The sequence below is a fragment of the Actinocorallia lasiicapitis genome, from assembly GCF_054778695.1.
Genome location: NZ_BAAGZI010000848.1, coordinates 442 through 744, shown reverse-complemented (window position 1 = coordinate 744; position 303 = coordinate 442). Strand labels below are relative to the sequence as shown.

The window sequence follows — 303 nt, the reverse complement described above, 5'->3', positions numbered from 1 at the left end:
GTCGCCCGATGCCGCCTCGCTGCCCGACGATATCGCCCTTCTGAAGGCCATGCTCATTGCTGCCGGCGCCGAGCTGGAGCAGTTGCGGATGCAGGTCGCGCGGCTGCGGCGCATGGCCTTCGGCCGTTCGTCGGAGAAGCTGACGCACCAGGCTGACCAGCTGGAACTCGGGCTGGAAGAGCGCGAGGCGGAAGCCGCCACTGCGGCGATGCCGGTGGTCACCCGGACACGGGAGACCGCCAGGCCGTATCGACAGCCGCTGCCCGACCATCTGCCCCGCACCGAGGTCGTGCATGAGGCACT

At 69.6% G+C, this 303-nt stretch carries 1 pseudogene; it reads left to right on the top strand.

Going from position 1 to position 303, the window contains the following annotated elements:
• Positions 1-301, top strand: a pseudogene (locus ACYVE7_RS35065) (transposase domain-containing protein); the annotation flags it as partial.
• Positions 302-303 lie beyond the last annotated feature (2 nt).